This window comes from Vibrio sp. IB15, assembly GCF_016406055.1.
In the GTDB taxonomy this organism is placed as follows: domain Bacteria; phylum Pseudomonadota; class Gammaproteobacteria; order Enterobacterales; family Vibrionaceae; genus Vibrio; species Vibrio chagasii.
Genome location: NZ_JAEFCE010000027.1, coordinates 1 through 14,757 on the forward strand (window position 1 = coordinate 1; position 14,757 = coordinate 14,757).

Sequence of the window (14,757 nt, forward strand, 5' to 3'; positions counted from 1 at the left end):
AAACCGTTTTATGATTATGTTCGAAGATCGATTAACTGAATACTTGTAACCAAGAGCAGTTACACAGAATTATTTACAGGGTCCTATCAGCAGCAAGTGATCGACAACACCACATCCGCACAGTTAAGAAAACATAATGGCAACTAAGGGAATTTGTAACTAATTTTACTAACCCTCCCCTCCAAATTTTGCATGCAAAATTTGATAGATACCACCGCTGACGAATTACAATACATACTGTTTAGTGACAAGCAATGCATACCTACTCACCTTCACGCTGAGCATTCATCTTCTTAACGACACGTACAACTGTTCTCGCTGAGACGCCTATCATTTTGGCTGTCTCATTAATGCTCATCTGGTTACCCACTCTAAGCTTGTAGATTTTTTCATGCAGCTCTAAATCTGGCTTTCTTCCTTGATACTTCCCTCTTTCTTACTTAGCCTTCTCGATCCCTTGTTTTTGGCGTCGGCGTCTGTCTCCATAATCCTTTCGAGAAATTGCAGCCAACATGTCCATCATCATGTTATTGATGGCTTTGATCATTGAGTGCGTGAACTCATTAGAAATTTCTGGGGCCAGTGCAATATGAACAGCACGACCAATACTGGACACTAAGTTAAACGACTTTACATACCTTTATTCATAAATAACCAATTTAGCAAAGCCACGAGCAAATTTGTGTTCAAAAGTGAGTCTCAAATCCAAGTGCTCCTATGTGATCACCAAGCGACTTTGCCGTAAAACTTCGTTCAGTGATGAATAACAGTTAATTGAGATGTCTACAACAAGCCCCCAATACAGCCACTTTCTATTCTTTGTCCAAATCATAAACGTTCTTTATCAGAGACAGATATTTGCTGAGTAAAACAGCTATTAGATCGGAGCTAAGACTAAAAAATCACTACGCTAGGTTGGCGATACTTATACTGTGTTTAAGGCATCGAGTAAGTCATGCTAAAAACTCAGTCCGCTGTCTAATGACTCCTCAGTTTAGGGCGTTCAGTTTTACGTGCGAATTACGCAGCAAAGCCATTCTGTACACTAAAAATGATCAGAAATTGTATCTTACTTAACAGCCGCTGAATGACTACTATTAGCTTTGATTAATGAAAAAATAAATGAAACCGCTAGTCAATTAAGGTTGTTGTGTATGGAATTCAAAAACAAAGAACTGTGTAAAATAAGAACTATTACTACTTTTTTGTCATTAACAAATGATAAAAAAACTTGGAGAAGTCAAATACAAAAAGCTGCTGATTTTTTTAATAATTTATCTGAAAAATTTATTAGTCAGGGCTATATAGTTCAATCTATTCGTATTGTCACCAATCCGTTTGGTGAATACTTAAATACTTTAAATATAGAAAGTGCTAAAGCTGATTTAACTCTACTAAGTAAATTGATTAATAGCCATAATAAAAGCGGATTACGTATTAGATTTGCTATCGGTGAAGTTAAAACTAAACATGAGCTTAGCCTTCTTCCTGAATTAATACGTGACTTCGGAGATTTGTGTAATGCTTGCGTTAATGTATCACCTGATGAGTTTGGTATTCTTGATAATGAGATGATTGACTTAGCAGCAACAACCGTAAAAAGAATTAGTGTATTAACTAGCCATGGTGAAGGTAACTTTAATTTTACAGTTAATTTTAACTGTAAACCATTTATCCCATATTTTCCTGCAAGCTACCACCGTTCAGAGCTTGAGGATAGCTTTGTGATTGGTTTGGAAACACCAGATCTTTTAGTGCAAGTATTAAAAGATATAAATGAAAATTATAATATTAAAAACCATAACGAAGCATTCAAAATATATTTTGACACAATGAAAACTGCTTTGCATTATCATATCGAGGAAATTAACCAACTTATTTTAGATTCAACGACAACAGATAGCTTCAATTTTGCAGGTTTTGATAGTTCTGCTGCACCGTCTAAAAGTTGCGCAAGTATGGTGGAAGTATATAAAGAATTAGGCGTTAAAAACTTTGGGGCCGCTGGTACAGTTGAGGTCTCTTCATTGTTAACTCGCGTATTTAAGTCAATGACTCACGTTAATCTAGTTGGATTTTCAGGCTTAATGCTCGCATTGACAGAGGATACAGGGCTTGCTGAGAGAACCATGACTAGTGATTTTGATATTCTGACCTTACTTACTAATAGTGCCGTCTGTGGTATCGGTTTAGACACAGTACCGATTCCAGGTAACACATCAATAGATAAAATTTCAGCGTTAATGCGCGATACAGGGACAATGGCCTATAGGTTGAATAAACCATTAACTGTGCGTTTGTTTCCTATTCCAAATTTAGTAGCAGGTGATGTTACTCAGTTTGAAAGCGACGATTTGTGTAACTCTGCCGTACTCAGTGTGGATTAAAGCGTAAGTAAAATTACTCACTCATAAAATGCCTGATATGTTACAGTGGGGCTTATCTCTTTCTCTACATAAACAAAAAATAAAAGATTATTGAGTAAGATTTTTAAGATACATACCCTAATGCAAAAACAAGCTAGCTGAACGCTAATCGTGAAAACCAGAGCATGAGCTCTGGTTTTTTTAGAAGCGATGTACTTATATTCTTCGTTATATTGTCGCCATTTAATGTTCTATTCTAATTAATGTTTTAAAGCCTAATTCTCGGAACCGATAAAGCCACCAGTCTGGTGATTCCACAACTGCGCATAGATACCATTTTGGTTAATCAGATCTTGGTGCGTGCCTTCTTCAACGATATTACCTTCATCTAAAACGATCAGGCGATCCATTGCTGCGATGGTGGATAGGCGGTGCGCAATTGCGATAACCGTCTTACCTTCCATTAACTCAATTAAGCTCTCTTGGATAGCAGCCTCTACCTCTGAATCTAGAGCTGAAGTCGCTTCATCAAGAACCAACAGTGGTGCATTTTTCAGAAGTACACGTGAAATTGCTACACGTTGGCGTTGACCACCAGAAAGCTTAACACCACGCTCGCCCACTTGAGCATCGTAACCAATGTTACCAAACGGGTCGGTTAGGGTTTCAATAAACTCATTCGCGTGCGCTTGCTTGGTTGCGGCATACACCTCTTCATCCGTCGCTTCCGGACGACCGTAAAGAATGTTGTCTTTGATCGAACGGTGAAGCAGTGAAGTGTCTTGTGTCACCATACCAATATTGCTGCGCAGTGAGTCTTGAGTAACGCTTGAGATCTCTTGATCATCAATCAGGATACGACCGCTTTCGACATCATGAAAACGCAGTAACAAGTTAACCAACGTCGATTTACCTGCGCCAGAACGTCCAACTAGACCTACCTTTTCACCTGGTTTGATGTTCAGGTTTAGCTTATTGATAACGCCTTTGTTTTCACCGTAGTTGAAGCTCACGTTTTCAAAGTTGATGCCGCCTTGTGGAACCTTAAGTGGCTGCGCGTCTTTCTTGTCTTCGATAGCGATAGGCTTCGACATGGTCTTAATGCCATCAATCACGGTACCTAGGTTTTCAAACAGGCCACCGATCTCCCACATGATCCATTTCGACATGCCGTTAATACGTAGAGCCAAACTCACCGCAATCGCAATGGCACCCACAGTGATTGCGCTATCGAGCCATAGGTAGATAGAGATACCTGCGATACTGAATACCAGTAAGTAGTTAGCGAATTCAACACAGATGTTGAAGCCAGTAACAAGGCGCATTTGGCGATACACGGTATCTAGGAAACCTTCCATGCCTTCTTCAGCGTATTCCGTTTCACGTTTGCTGTGTGAAAACAGTTTTACTGTCGCGATGTTGGTATAGCTATCAACAATTCGACCTGTCATGAGTGAACGAGCATCCGCCTGTTCCGATGACACATCTTTAAGTTTCGGGACGAAGTAAAGCTGAATACCGATGTAGACGAACAACCAGATCAACATTGGAGCCATCAAGCGCCAATCCGACTCGGCCAGCATGAACAGCATCGCGGTGAAGTAAACCGTTACGTAGACAAACACATCAACCATTTTGGTCACGGTTTCACGCACCGCGAGCGATGTTTGCATTACTTTGGTGGCGACACGTCCGGCAAAGTCATCTTGGTAGAAGGATAAGCTTTGCTTTAAAAGGTAGCGGTGCGCCAACCAGCGAATCGACATCGGATAGTTGCCAAGTAAGGTTTGATGAAGCAACAGTGAGTAGACACTGATTAAGATTGGCATTACGACCAACAGCAGCACCCCAAGGCCCACAAGAGTGGACTTGTTGTCAGCTAAGAAGGTTTCCGGGTTACTTGTTGATAGCCAGTCAACCAATTGTCCCATGTAACCAAATAACGCCACTTCGATGATCGCAATCGTCATGCTCATGATACCGAGCAAGATGAGTGGCTTTTCAAAGCCTCGCGTGTAGTGGCGGCAAAATGCCAGTATTCCAGCAGGAGGTTGTATCGGCTCTCCCTTTGGAAAGGCTTCAGTAAAGCCTTCAAACTTTTTGTACATAGATTTCCCTTTATAAACTCGTGTCTCTATATGCAGCGGCATCGTCGTGCAGCTTTGTTTTGATAGTCTCAATTTAAAATTTTCACAGTCTTAGTTTGAAATTTTATGAGCGCCCATACGCTCTTATAAGCATTAAATCATTCGATGGAGTTTGGTTTTCACTCTGGCTTAAATGCTTGGCTCTAGAGCTTGGTTTAACACCGTGTTTTAGTTATCGCGAAAGGTCCAAAACGTATTGTGTATGACGCTTATTTTAGATTGGATCAGATAGGGAGAGTTAAGCTTATTTCAAACGTAATTGATTGTTATGCAACGGTGATAATCCTAACGCTAAATGGATTAAATTGTAACCTAAACTCGCGGTAACACAGAAAAGAGCGCTCGGATATTTATTCAGCAAATTCTCTAATTGATATGCAAACTGTTGGTTCTTTCTGGTGTGCCGTTATCTTGCAGTAAAAATTATGGTTTAAACTGGGTTTGGCAGTAAATGTTTTGGATAAATATTCAAATCATTATTCTTTTCAGTGAATCTTGCCGTAACAACTTGTTTACAATTCTTAGGTAAATAAAAGATAGAGACGGTTGAAATGTTAAACCTACACAAAAAATCACTTCACATTACCAATGTTCAAAACGCCAATTGTGTTGTTATGGTGCCGCCAAAAGAGTTTCGATTTAACGAAGAAACTGCACGTGATAACGAGTTTCAAAACAGAGTTAACCTCACTGAAGCTGAGGTGAAGTTAGAAACTATGTCTGAATTCAAGACGATGGTGGCTTCATTACGTAAAGAGGGTGTGCAAGTTGTAGAGTTTGATTATCCAGAGCTTGGTGTGGAAACGCCAGATGCGGTGTTCCCAAACAATTGGTTCAGCACCTGTAGCGATGGCAGCTTATTCACCTTCCCAATGGCCTGTGAAAACCGTCAGAATGAAGTGAAACCAAATGCGCTTATTGAAGCATTAGAGGCGTCAGGTCGCGTTGTTAACCACACTGATTCGCTAGAGTCTTATATCGCGCAAGGTTCTTATCTTGAGAGTACGGGTGTGATGGTGATTGATCACATCAACAAGACCATCTATGCCGCGCTTTCTCAACGTTGTGACCGTGAAGTGTTAGAGGATTACGCTAAGCGTATTGGTTATTCACGCGTGGTCTCGTTCCAAACGGCATTGCCATCTGGCCAGCCGATCTATCATACCAATGTAATGATGGCGATTGGTGATAACTTCTGTATAATCTGTGATGAAGTGATTCCAGAGTTTGAGCGCCGTTTTGTAGTCAAGTCACTCGCGAAGGACAAGCAGGTTATCTCGATCTCAATCGATCAGATGAACCGTTTCTGTGGCAATATTCTGCAGCTTGAAACTGTGAATGGCGACAAAGTGATCGCGATGTCTCAATCGGCTTACGATGCGTTCTCTCCAGCTCAACTTGCCCAGCTATCGACTCATGGAAAGTTGCTACCATTCGACGTAAAAACCATTGAAGACATTGGTGGCGGTTCAGTACGTTGTATGCTTGGTGAAGTGTTCCTACCAACACGAGTGAAGCGTCTGTAGCGAACGATTCATATTGAGCTCTAAGCCTTTGCATACCACTCTTGTAATAGAGTGGTATTTTTGTATTTAACGAACTTCGTGAAACAGGCGCGGGAGAAGGGCTAGGGAGCCCTCTTGAAAGCTCTGTGTTCGATAAATTGAGTAGAGAGCGTGACTACTTCCTTAGAGTACACCAGCGCGGTGTGATTGAGCTTGAGTGCGCAGGTGTCTGTTGCGCCTCGCAGGTTAGCGTCTTCAAGCGTCACTGTGCCATCTCCTAGGTTTCTGCCCAACACAATGCGTCCTACACCTGCGTCGTAGGTGCCAGTAATCACGCCAATCGGCACATCAATATCGTAGTCGCCTAAGCCATCACTTAAGATCATCTTGCTCGAACCGAATATAAAACCTAATCCATGATTCGACAGGGTTTTCGCGATAGTCGCACCATTGTGTGGTGTGCCCGCTGTAATGATGCAGGTGTCAGTGAAGTGTGGTTGGTAGAATTTGAAGTAATGACGAATCAGTAAGCCACCGAGTGAGTGACCAAAGAAATAGACCTTATCGTGCTCATCAAAGCGTGACTTTACGAAGCGATTTAGGCGTTTTGCTGCGGATGGGAATCGCAGTGAGTTGTAGGCAAACTTATGGGTAGTAAAGCCACGTTTCTTAAAATTTCTATCTAGATATTGCATGATCAACGCAGGCATATACAGACCATGAATTAAAACTATGTGTTTGTTTTTATTATTCATTATTGCCCTCCGTCTGATGGTGTTTTCAGTATATGGAGTCGCAATCCTAAACTCAACAAAACTTGCTACGAATGGGACACGATAGACAGAGATCTAGTGTGTGGGCAGCCCGTTACTCTGACCTGACACCGCCATATACATCTATGGTTAATCCACCTTCTTTGACATAGGTATTTGGTGTGAAGCCAATGGTCTTTTTTAAGTAACGAATCAGGTGTGGTTGGTCGCTAAATCCAAATTGAAAAGCGACGTCTAGCCAATCTATGTCATTCAACTCTTTCTTATAAAGATATTCGAGCATTGCTTCGAGTTTGTTCATGGATTGGCATTGCTTTAACGTTAGGCCTGTCACTTTGTTAAAGCTTCGTTCGAGTGTTCTTTGAGAACAAAATAGCGTGTCACCAAGTTCAGCTATGGGCGTCGAACCTATCACACTCAGTACTTTACGAGTGAGCTCGCTATGTCTATCGGTTCTAGCGGCGGATAATCAAGGTAGCAGTAAGTCATCCAACTGCTGGCAACAAGCTTCAAAGTCGCTTTGAGCAAGCTTAATCAGTGATGTTACATCGGCATCAGAATTGTTGAGTAGAACTGCAAGGTCGATGGTGTTAGCGCGATCTAAGCTTTGATGGGGGTAATCAGGGATTGTGAGCGAGTATAAAGCGCCGACGTGGAACTTGATGCCCAAGTGAATAAACGGCTTCGAGTGATCCAGTTCTATCGCCTTATGATGGGGCAATAATAGGTGGCTGCCAACTCCTTGTTGGACTTGTTGATTTATTGTGTAGTGATACGCTTGGTCGCTGGGTGACAGAATCAAATGTGCTGAAGGGGAAGGGGGGAGTATCGGAAATTGATGAGTTTGAGCGTCGGGCGTTTTCTCGATTAGCCAATAACAATCAATGTATTGAGCAACAGCTGAGGGTTTAGGAGACTGTAACCAATAGCTCATTCTAATTTCAACCTCTAATTAGGTTTATGTATGGTGATAAGTTTTTAAATATCTTCTAACCAGTGCCTATGAATCATAAATGGCAATATTTACGCGCTGTGGAATGATAAAATTCACTTTGCCGTTTTGATTGCAAAGTGAATTATTTACGTTAGGGTGTTCTAAGTAGGTTCGCTACATTAGAAGTTGTAAGAACCACCTAGGCTAACACTGCTGAATGCCAGTGTCTTATCTTCGGTTTTGAATGGACCGTAGTAGTTTTCTACGCTCACGGCATCAGCTTGTGAGATTAGGCGTAGTGTTAGGTTTTCGATTGGCGTGTATTCAACACCAAGGCCAAAGTGGAAGCCTGTACCGCTGTCATCATTGTAACCAGCGCTCTTGTTTGCGTGTAGGTCAACAGAGCTAAGACCAGCCAACACGAATAGGCGAATCGTGTTGTCGAACGTGTAACCTAGGTTTGCAGATACGGAAACAGACGTTGGAGATACTTTTGCTGTGCCCTGTTTGTAGTTTGCGTAATCATTGTAGCCAAGTTCAACACCAACGATACGGTTGAACTGGTAGCCACCATATAGGTTGTAACCCATACCATCTGAATCTAGGTTACCTTGACCGTCTGTATCAGAATCTTGATACACACCAAGGCCGCCACCGATGTACGCACCGCCGTCAGTTCCTGCTGCTAGGGCAGGAAAAGAAACCGCGCTGATTAAGCCCAGTGCCAATGCTGATTTCGCGAATTTGTTCATTGTTCTTACTCACTCTTTTATGTCATGCAGTATCAAGTATTTTTGTTATCGGCCTTTGACCGTTGGTGAGCATTATTCCGCAGTCTTATACGTATTACTGTATGGCTTTGTAAGCTAAATCGTTACATAGTAAAAGCTTATAAATAAGGGGATATATTTTTGTTAGCGTGAATAGTGCTCTAATTTTAATTTGATATGTTTGTATTGGAGATATTGTCCTTTCGTTACAAAAAATATTGTTCAAGAGTTTGCACAATAAACGGTAGTAAAAATTGGAATACATGCCATTGAGCTCGACTTGGGAATTGCAGTGCATCCACTCATAAAAATTAATGACGAAATGAGTAACACTCTCATGGGGATTTTTCTCGCTGTTATTATATTGAGTTTATTTTAAACTACTATCAATTGGTAATATAAACCATAACGATTACACAAATTGTAACAAGTTTTATTTGATTTAAAAATTTCAGGTACTAACATTGCGGTAATTTAATTGAACAGTGTTTTATATTTATGAGAAAGAAATTTTTTGCTTTGTTAATTTTGCCATTCTTAACACATGCTAAGAGCTCTGATTATGTTGTAGGTGCTGGGTTGAGTGCTGACAATAACCATATACTAGGTGGTTCAAGTAAAGAGACTTACATGCTTAGATCCGGCATCATTAATAATGATACTCACCGATTTCTTGGAACAGTTACCTACTCAAGTGAGAGTAAGTTGACTAAATACCTTGGCTCGTATGACTATATGTATGGTTTAGGTTCAAGTGGTAAGTTTAATACATTTATTGGTATAAGTGCTGGTTATAAACATCAAGACATTGACACTCCTGATAATAATAGTTTTTATTTATTCGGGGGGCAGGCTGGTGTTAATTACTTTTTCAGCGAATCTTGGTCTACAGAATTAGGATATCGAGTGCTAAGTGGAAGCACACAAGAGGATGAATGGATAAAGGATGAGTTATACATGACGCTAGATTACCGCTTTTAGAAATCTTATGGTATTTAATTTCGTAATTACAATGAAATATTTTTCAATTACGATGATTTTATTTGTAAATTTATTTTTATCTTAGTGGTCAACATTTTATATTCTTGAGAAATATAGTAATAGGTTATTGGTTTTTATAATTTTTTTAAATTTATAACTATACATTTTTTATATTGATTTCCGATGGCGCATGCCTGTAAATGTTGTTATTGCTCATGTTTATCGTCGATATTTTTTAGCGTTAGCGTGAACGTTATTCCTTGTTCTGGGTTGTTCTTGGCAATCAAATAGCCTTGCATATCGCGTACATTGTTGGCGGTGATGGCGAGCCCGAGTCCGAGCCCTTCGCCCATTTTTTTGTTGGTGTGGAAGGGTTCGAAAATGGTTTCTAGTTGGTCTTCGGATACGCCACAACCGTTATCTTGCACCTTGATGATCACACGCTCTTGTTCGGTATGAGCACTGATAACAATGGTCGCTGTTGACTGATTTTGCGTGGCATCGATAGCATTGCTTAAGAGATTACCGAGTACTTGTCTAAGTCGTGCTTCTTCTCCCATCACCATTGAAATATTAGAGGCGACACGTACTCGAATATCGACACGTTCTAACGCGGCTTGGTGTATGCGCAGGGTTTCTTGAAGTGCGTCTGTTAGTGAAACCGGATAAGGCTTTTCCAATCTTTGAAAGGCGAAGGACTTCAGCTGACTCGTCATGTTGGCCATCCTGTCGATCAGGCTCATCACCAGGTCCATGTTAGCTTTCAACATCTTAGTCTCGCCTCTCTCCATCAGTAATTGATTACTTGAAAGCAAGGTTTTTAGGCCAGTAAGCGGTTGATTGAGTTCATGAGTAATCGCGCTCGACATACGCCCCAATGCGGCAAGTTTGCTTGATTCTACCAACTCTTGCTGTGCGTCTTTTAGGTCTTGCGTTCGCTCTTCTACTCTCAATTGAAGTGTTTTATTGGCTTTCTGTACCGCGATTTCCGCTTTCTTACGTTTACTGATATCAATAACAGTACACAGGTAATAGGTAGTAGCATGCCAAGGAAAGGGGCTAATGGAGAACAACACCGGGAAGTTGCTGCCGTCACTGCGTCTTGCCATAGTTTCAACACTGGTGATCTCGGCCAGTTCTTGGTATTGATCTAAGTTCTTCAGCAACTGCAAAGTGGTCGAGTTCGGGTTCCCGGCCTCAAAAAGTTGCCATGCTTTGATATTGCTGATCATGGAGTCGGATAGGCAGAAGTAGTTTTTCGCCATCAAGTTAATGTCGTGGATGTGACCGTGTTTATCGATCAGCACAAGTCCAACGTGTGTCTTGTTGATCATTCCAGACAACCGTTTTTCAGACTCTTCAATCAGCTTTTGGATTCGTAGGTTGCTGAGTTTTTTCTGGCGTCTTTGGTAGCGAATAACCAGCAATAGCATGATGAAAAGGCAGCCCACCGCCACGCTCCAACTTATCCAATTCGTAGTTTGGTTGAGGCTAGTTAATGGGGTGAGGTAGGTTAAACGCCAGTTGAGGTCGTCTAACTTGATCGACTGAATCAGATAGTCTTTACCTTGCAGTCGCCACACGCGAATGTGGGTTTGATCGTACAACTCGCGTTTGGTGGCAGTAGGCTGAGAACTGAAGGTGTCGTTAAACCAATCTGCACTGAGTTTGTGGTCACTTGAGAGAAAAAATTGTTCTCGAGGGTTTTGGAACAGTACCGCTTCGCCATCGGCGAACCATTGATCGGTCAGCAGCGACAAATCAATCTGCACCGCAACAATGCCTACTACATCAGAAGCTCGATAAACGGGCGCGGCAATAAAGTAGTCTGGGGTAACGCCTTTGTTTTTGGTCACCACCGAAATTGCCCCACCTTGCTGGTGGATCTTAGACACAATCGTGTTGGCGTTCTTTTTACTCAGCTTGCTCCTCTCAACACTAGAAACCAGTAAATCGCCCGTATCGGAGAGTAAATACCAGCCTTTGGTATTCGCCGCTTTGTCTAATTGAATGAGCTGTTTTTTGATGCGTTTTTCAAGGCGGTCTTCACCATCGATAAAGCGAACCGTGGTTTCGTCGTTGGTGACTAGGTAGGGCAGATAATAGAAACGTTTTAGTGTTCGCCTTGCTTCAGCGATGTAGCCAAGGAAGCGCTGCTCAGCATAACGTTGCGCTTGTTCAAGTTTCCACTGGCTGATTCCGTTTTTGGTTGTGACCTGCACTAAGCCAATAATTAAACAGGCAAATAGAAATAACCAATATCGATTGTTATTCATCATTCTTGATTAAATCCCTTTTAAATTAGTGGTTTAAGGCTGTGTTATGTTTGCTTTTTGAGCAGGTGGAGAGTGAAACAAGTTGAAGCTAACAAACATCATAAAACAGTTAAAGAGGTGTTACTCAAAGTGGGAGCTAGCTCCTTTTCGTCTGCTCGGTTTTTGAATACCGTGGGCGGCATATTTGGTTCAAGTGTTAGGAACAAACCATGCAACGTATAGCTTTGATTGAAGATGATGCGATTGTGCGTCAAGCAACCAGCCAGTGGTTACAGTTGGCCGGCTTCGACGTCACTGCGTTTGAGGTTGGGCAAGATGCGTTAAGCGCAGTAAAGCAAGGCGATTTTCACACCATCATTAGTGACGTGCGTTTGCCCGATATTGATGGGGTGGAATTACTTGGGAAATTTAAGAGTTTGGTGCCAGAAGTTCCAGTTATTTTGATTACCGGGCATGGCGATGTTGATATGGCGGTAAAGGCGTTACATCAAGGCGCCTATGATTTCATCGAAAAGCCATTTGATCCTGAGCGTCTCTCCCAAACTGTCTCTGAAGCGGTCGAGAAATATCAAAGCAGCCAAGACAGAGTTAACCGTCAAAGCTACTTAAATAACCTAAAGGGTATTGAGCAGGTCCTGATTGGTCGCAGTAAGGTGATGTGTGAACTGCGCGAACAGATACAGAAGGTGGCTTCCATAGACACTAATGTGATCATCTACGGTGAAACTGGCTGTGGTAAAGAGTTGGTCGCTTCTTGCTTGCATGAGTTTAGCGAGAGAAAAAGACACCCTTTTGTACCGCTTAACTGTGGTGCCATTCCTGAAAATTTGTTTGAGAGCGAACTGTTTGGGCATGAGGCCGGAGCCTTTACTGGTGCAGCTAAGCGACGCATCGGTAAGCTTGAGTTTGCTGATAAAGGCACGGTCTTCCTTGATGAGATCGAGAGCATGCCTTTGTCTATGCAGGTCAAAGTGCTAAGAACTTTACAAGACAATGTCGTTGAGCGTGTGGGGGGTAACCAGCAGCAACACGTTGATTTGAGGGTAGTATCTGCCTCGAAATGTGACTTATTGAATCATCCTGACTTTCGCCAAGACTTATTCTATCGTCTGAACGTTGCCCAGTTGCACTTGCCTCCGCTTAGTGAGCGTGAGGATGACGCTTTGATTCTTTTTGAACACTTTACTCAAGAAGCGAACAGCGAAACTCGAGTAGCCAGTGAAGCGGATCGCCATGCCTTATTGTCGTATGCGTGGCCGGGGAATGTACGTGAACTTCGCAATGTTGCGATTCGTTTTGCGTTGGATGAAAGCCTAACGGTTGGGGATATATTGGCGTGTCGCCCCAATTCGGTAACGGAATCTGCCACAGCGGGAATTCCGTTGGCGGTGCAGGTACAGAGTTTCGAACGTAAGGTGATTCACGATGCGTTAGTGCGTTATCAAGGGCGCATTAATGATGTGATGCAAGACTTAGATCTACCTCGCCGAACATTGAACCAAAAAATGGTGCGCTATGCGCTGAATCGAAGCGACTATGTCGAATCTTAGTGAGCAACAAGACTGTAGTGTTTATTGAAAGTTAATGAGCAATAAATGGCTCACTCTGTATTTGCGATTTTATAACTGTTGGTCACATTTCTCACGTAAAGTGTGATGTAGCTAACTTTATATAGATGTTAATGCCCTTTTTTAGTAAGCAAAAAATTGCTCATGCCATCAGTATGTAATAAGCAATAATCCGCCTACCGTTATTGATCTTTTTATTTAAATTTATTTAAATCAATAACTTAAAATTTGGCATTGTGCTTGCTATCTGGCTGTTGTTGTTAACAAAACTATAACGTGAATAACTCTACATGGAGAGTAACAATGAAATACAACAAGCTAGTTAAAACTTTAGCAATCGCAATGGCATCTATTGGCCTTATCAGCAACGCCTCTGCTCAAGAAGAGCGCAGCTATATTCTAGCGACAGCTTCAACAGGCGGCACTTACTACCCTGTAGGCGTAGCGTTGGCGACATTGAGTAAAGTTAAGCTTGCGCCGAAGCAGCACTTTTCTTTGGCGGCTATCAGTTCTGCAGGGTCGGGCGAGAACGTAAAACTACTGAATGAAAATGAAGCCCAGTTTGCTATCTTGCAAGGCTTGTACGGCGCGTGGGCTTGGCAGGGACTAGGGCCATACGAAAAATCGGGTAGCCAAACTCAGCTGCGCTCTGTCTCTATGCTTTGGCAAAATGTTGAACACTTTATTGTTCGTTCGGACCTAGCTGAAACAGGCACCATGAGTGATTTAGAAAATCTGAATGGCAAGAAATTTTCTATCGGTAAGAAAAACTCAGGTACAGAAAACTCAGGTCGTCAGATTATGAAGGGCCTATCAGTGAACCCAGAACAATTTAAACTTGCCTTTATGGGTTACGGTGGTAGCGCGAGCGCATTGCAAAACGGCACCATTGATGGCATGAACACCCCAGCAGGTGTACCTGTGGGCGCGGTAACCCAAGCTTTTGCAGCTCTAGGTGAAGATATTCAAATCCTGTCGTTTACCGATGAACAGATCAAACAAGCGAATGGCGATTACAACATCTGGACCAAGTACGAGATCCCTGCCAATACCTACCCAGGTGTTGATAAACCGATCACTACAATCGCTCAACCTAACTTCCTAGCGGTTCGTGAAGATATCTCAGAAGAAGATGTCTACCAACTGACCAAAGCTATCTATGAAAACCTACCTTTCCTACAAGGTATCCACAAAGCAACCAAAGCCATGGCGCTTGAGAAAGGGATTGCAGGTCTGCCTGTTCCACTTCACCCGGGCGCAGCACGTTACTACAAAGAAGTGGGCATCGAGCTTCCTTCTGAGTTGATCGTTAACTAACGGCTTTCGTCGACTAACTGTTTTGGTCGATCCCCAATCTTTAATGGCTTAACCGCTAGGTGCGCGTTCACGTTGTGAATGGGTTCGTGCGCCTGCATATTTTATGGATTTTCTCTGCGC

General features: G+C 42.2%; 9 protein-coding genes and 2 pseudogenes. 5 read left to right on the forward strand and 6 right to left on the reverse strand.

What is annotated here, in order from left to right; genetic code table 11:
• Nucleotides 1–262: 262 nt before the first annotated feature.
• Nucleotides 263–595: pseudogene (locus JC606_RS11820) on the reverse strand (recombinase family protein); the annotation flags it as partial.
• Nucleotides 596–1,154: 559 nt separating this feature from the next.
• Between JC606_RS11820 and JC606_RS11825 the strand changes: the two are divergent.
• Entirely contained in the window at nt 1,155–2,387 is a 1,233-nt protein-coding gene (locus JC606_RS11825; protein ID WP_137409121.1) for a DUF711 family protein, read from the forward strand.
• 254 nt (nt 2,388–2,641) lie between these two features.
• Here JC606_RS11825 and JC606_RS11830 read toward each other — a convergent pair whose 3' ends face one another.
• A complete protein-coding gene (locus JC606_RS11830; protein WP_137409122.1) occupies nt 2,642–4,474 on the reverse strand; it encodes an ABC transporter ATP-binding protein in 1,833 nt (610 codons plus the stop codon).
• 590 nt (nt 4,475–5,064) lie between these two features.
• Between JC606_RS11830 and JC606_RS11835 the strand changes: the two genes are divergently transcribed.
• Nucleotides 5,065–6,039 (forward strand): arginine deiminase-related protein, encoded by a 975-nt coding sequence (locus JC606_RS11835; protein WP_198778642.1) that lies wholly within the window; start codon nt 5,065–5,067, stop codon nt 6,037–6,039.
• 101 nt (nt 6,040–6,140) lie between these two features.
• Here the strand turns inward: JC606_RS11835 and JC606_RS11840 are convergent, their stop codons facing one another.
• From JC606_RS11840 to JC606_RS11850, 3 genes and pseudogenes are all read right to left on the reverse strand, one after another.
• Nucleotides 6,141–6,773 (reverse strand): esterase/lipase family protein, encoded by a 633-nt coding sequence (locus tag JC606_RS11840; RefSeq protein WP_137409124.1) that lies wholly within the window; start codon nt 6,771–6,773, stop codon nt 6,141–6,143.
• A gap of 112 nt (nt 6,774–6,885) precedes the next feature.
• Nucleotides 6,886–7,725 (reverse strand): annotated as a pseudogene (locus JC606_RS11845) (helix-turn-helix domain-containing protein).
• Between the two features lie 179 nt (nt 7,726–7,904).
• Complete coding sequence (locus JC606_RS11850) at nt 7,905–8,477, reverse strand: porin family protein (RefSeq protein ID WP_198778643.1); 573 nt, start codon at nt 8,475–8,477, stop codon at nt 7,905–7,907.
• Between the two features lie 516 nt (nt 8,478–8,993).
• Between JC606_RS11850 and JC606_RS11855 the strand changes: the two genes are divergently transcribed.
• Entirely contained in the window at nt 8,994–9,476 is a 483-nt protein-coding gene (locus JC606_RS11855) for a hypothetical protein (protein WP_137408465.1), read from the forward strand.
• 206 nt (nt 9,477–9,682) lie between these two features.
• On the opposite strand, the gene JC606_RS11860 is transcribed toward JC606_RS11855, so the two are convergent.
• Nucleotides 9,683–11,755 carry an ATP-binding protein gene (locus tag JC606_RS11860; protein ID WP_198778644.1) on the reverse strand — a complete coding sequence of 691 codons (2,073 nt, stop codon included), beginning with the start codon at nt 11,753–11,755 and terminating at the stop codon, nt 9,683–9,685.
• Between the two features lie 206 nt (nt 11,756–11,961).
• Here JC606_RS11860 and JC606_RS11865 point away from each other — a divergent pair, with 206 nt between their 5' ends.
• Nucleotides 11,962–13,302, forward strand: coding sequence for a sigma-54-dependent transcriptional regulator (locus JC606_RS11865; RefSeq protein WP_137408463.1), 1,341 nt, complete (start codon nt 11,962–11,964; stop codon nt 13,300–13,302).
• Between the two features lie 321 nt (nt 13,303–13,623).
• Nucleotides 13,624–14,637 (forward strand): TAXI family TRAP transporter solute-binding subunit, encoded by a 1,014-nt coding sequence (locus JC606_RS11870; protein WP_004736883.1) that lies wholly within the window; start codon nt 13,624–13,626, stop codon nt 14,635–14,637.
• The last annotated feature ends 120 nt before the right edge of the window (nt 14,638–14,757 follow it).

Excerpts from the sequence above, each read along its gene's own strand:
- JC606_RS11830 (WP_137409122.1), bottom strand. The coding sequence starts at position 4,474 with ATGTACAAAAAGTTTGAAGGCTTTACTGAAGCCTTTCCAAAGGGAGAG.
- JC606_RS11825 (WP_137409121.1), top strand. The coding sequence starts at position 1,155 with ATGGAATTCAAAAACAAAGAACTGTGTAAAATAAGAACTATTACTACT.
- JC606_RS11840 (WP_137409124.1), bottom strand. The coding sequence starts at position 6,773 with ATGAATAATAAAAACAAACACATAGTTTTAATTCATGGTCTGTATATG.
- JC606_RS11850 (WP_198778643.1), bottom strand. The coding sequence starts at position 8,477 with ATGAACAAATTCGCGAAATCAGCATTGGCACTGGGCTTAATCAGCGCG.
- JC606_RS11855 (WP_137408465.1), top strand. The coding sequence starts at position 8,994 with ATGAGAAAGAAATTTTTTGCTTTGTTAATTTTGCCATTCTTAACACAT.
- JC606_RS11835 (WP_198778642.1), top strand. The coding sequence starts at position 5,065 with ATGTTAAACCTACACAAAAAATCACTTCACATTACCAATGTTCAAAAC.
- JC606_RS11870 (WP_004736883.1), top strand. The coding sequence starts at position 13,624 with ATGAAATACAACAAGCTAGTTAAAACTTTAGCAATCGCAATGGCATCT.
- JC606_RS11860 (WP_198778644.1), bottom strand. The coding sequence starts at position 11,755 with ATGATGAATAACAATCGATATTGGTTATTTCTATTTGCCTGTTTAATT.
- JC606_RS11865 (WP_137408463.1), top strand. The coding sequence starts at position 11,962 with ATGCAACGTATAGCTTTGATTGAAGATGATGCGATTGTGCGTCAAGCA.